General features: G+C 67.3%; 1 protein-coding gene. It reads left to right on the plus strand.

What is annotated here, in order from left to right:
• Positions 1-761, plus strand: a 761-nt coding sequence (locus tag AC0L2F_RS35700) for an Ig-like domain-containing protein (RefSeq protein WP_473251519.1), incomplete at both ends; no start/stop codon positions are given.

The following is a 761-nucleotide window of genomic DNA, read 5'->3' on the forward strand; positions in this document are numbered from 1 at the left end:
CACACCATCGTGGCAAGCCAGACGGACACGTTTGGTAATACGGGCAGCGCCTCGCTGACCTTGACGCTCGACACCACCGCTCCGTCGGAGGCGCTGGCGATCACGGCGATCAACCAGGACAGCGGCACGGCCGGGGACTTCATCACCAGCGACACGTCGCTAACGGTCTCCGGCAGCAATGGCGCGCTGGCCTCCGGCGAGAAGATCCAGGTCTCCAGCGATGGCGGCGCCACCTGGGCCGACGTCACGCCGTCGACGGCGACGAGCTGGAGCTATCTCGACCCGGCGACCCATGCGACCAGCTTCACCTACCAGACCCGGATCATCGACACCGCCGGCAATGTCGGGACCACCGCCAGCCAGGCGGTGACGCTTGATACCACCGCTCCGTCGGAGGCGCTGGCGATCACGGCGATCAACCAGGATACCGGCACCGCCGGCGACTTCATCACCAGCGACACGTCGCTAACCGTCTCCGGCAGCAATGGAGCCTTGGGCGCCGGCGAGAAGATCCAGGTCTCCAGCGATGGCGGCGCCACCTGGGCCGACGTCACGCAGTCGACGGCGACGAGCTGGAGCTATCTCGACCCGGCGACCCATGCGACCAGCTTCAGCTACCAGACCCGGATCGTCGACACCGCCGGCAATGTCGGGACCACCGCCAGCCAGGCGGTGACGATCGACACGAGCGCGCCCACCATTACGATCTCCAATGCCGGCGGGCCCACCAACCAGGCGAACCAGACCATCACCGGCACGGT

The organism is Bradyrhizobium sp. Ken64, from assembly GCF_055807555.1.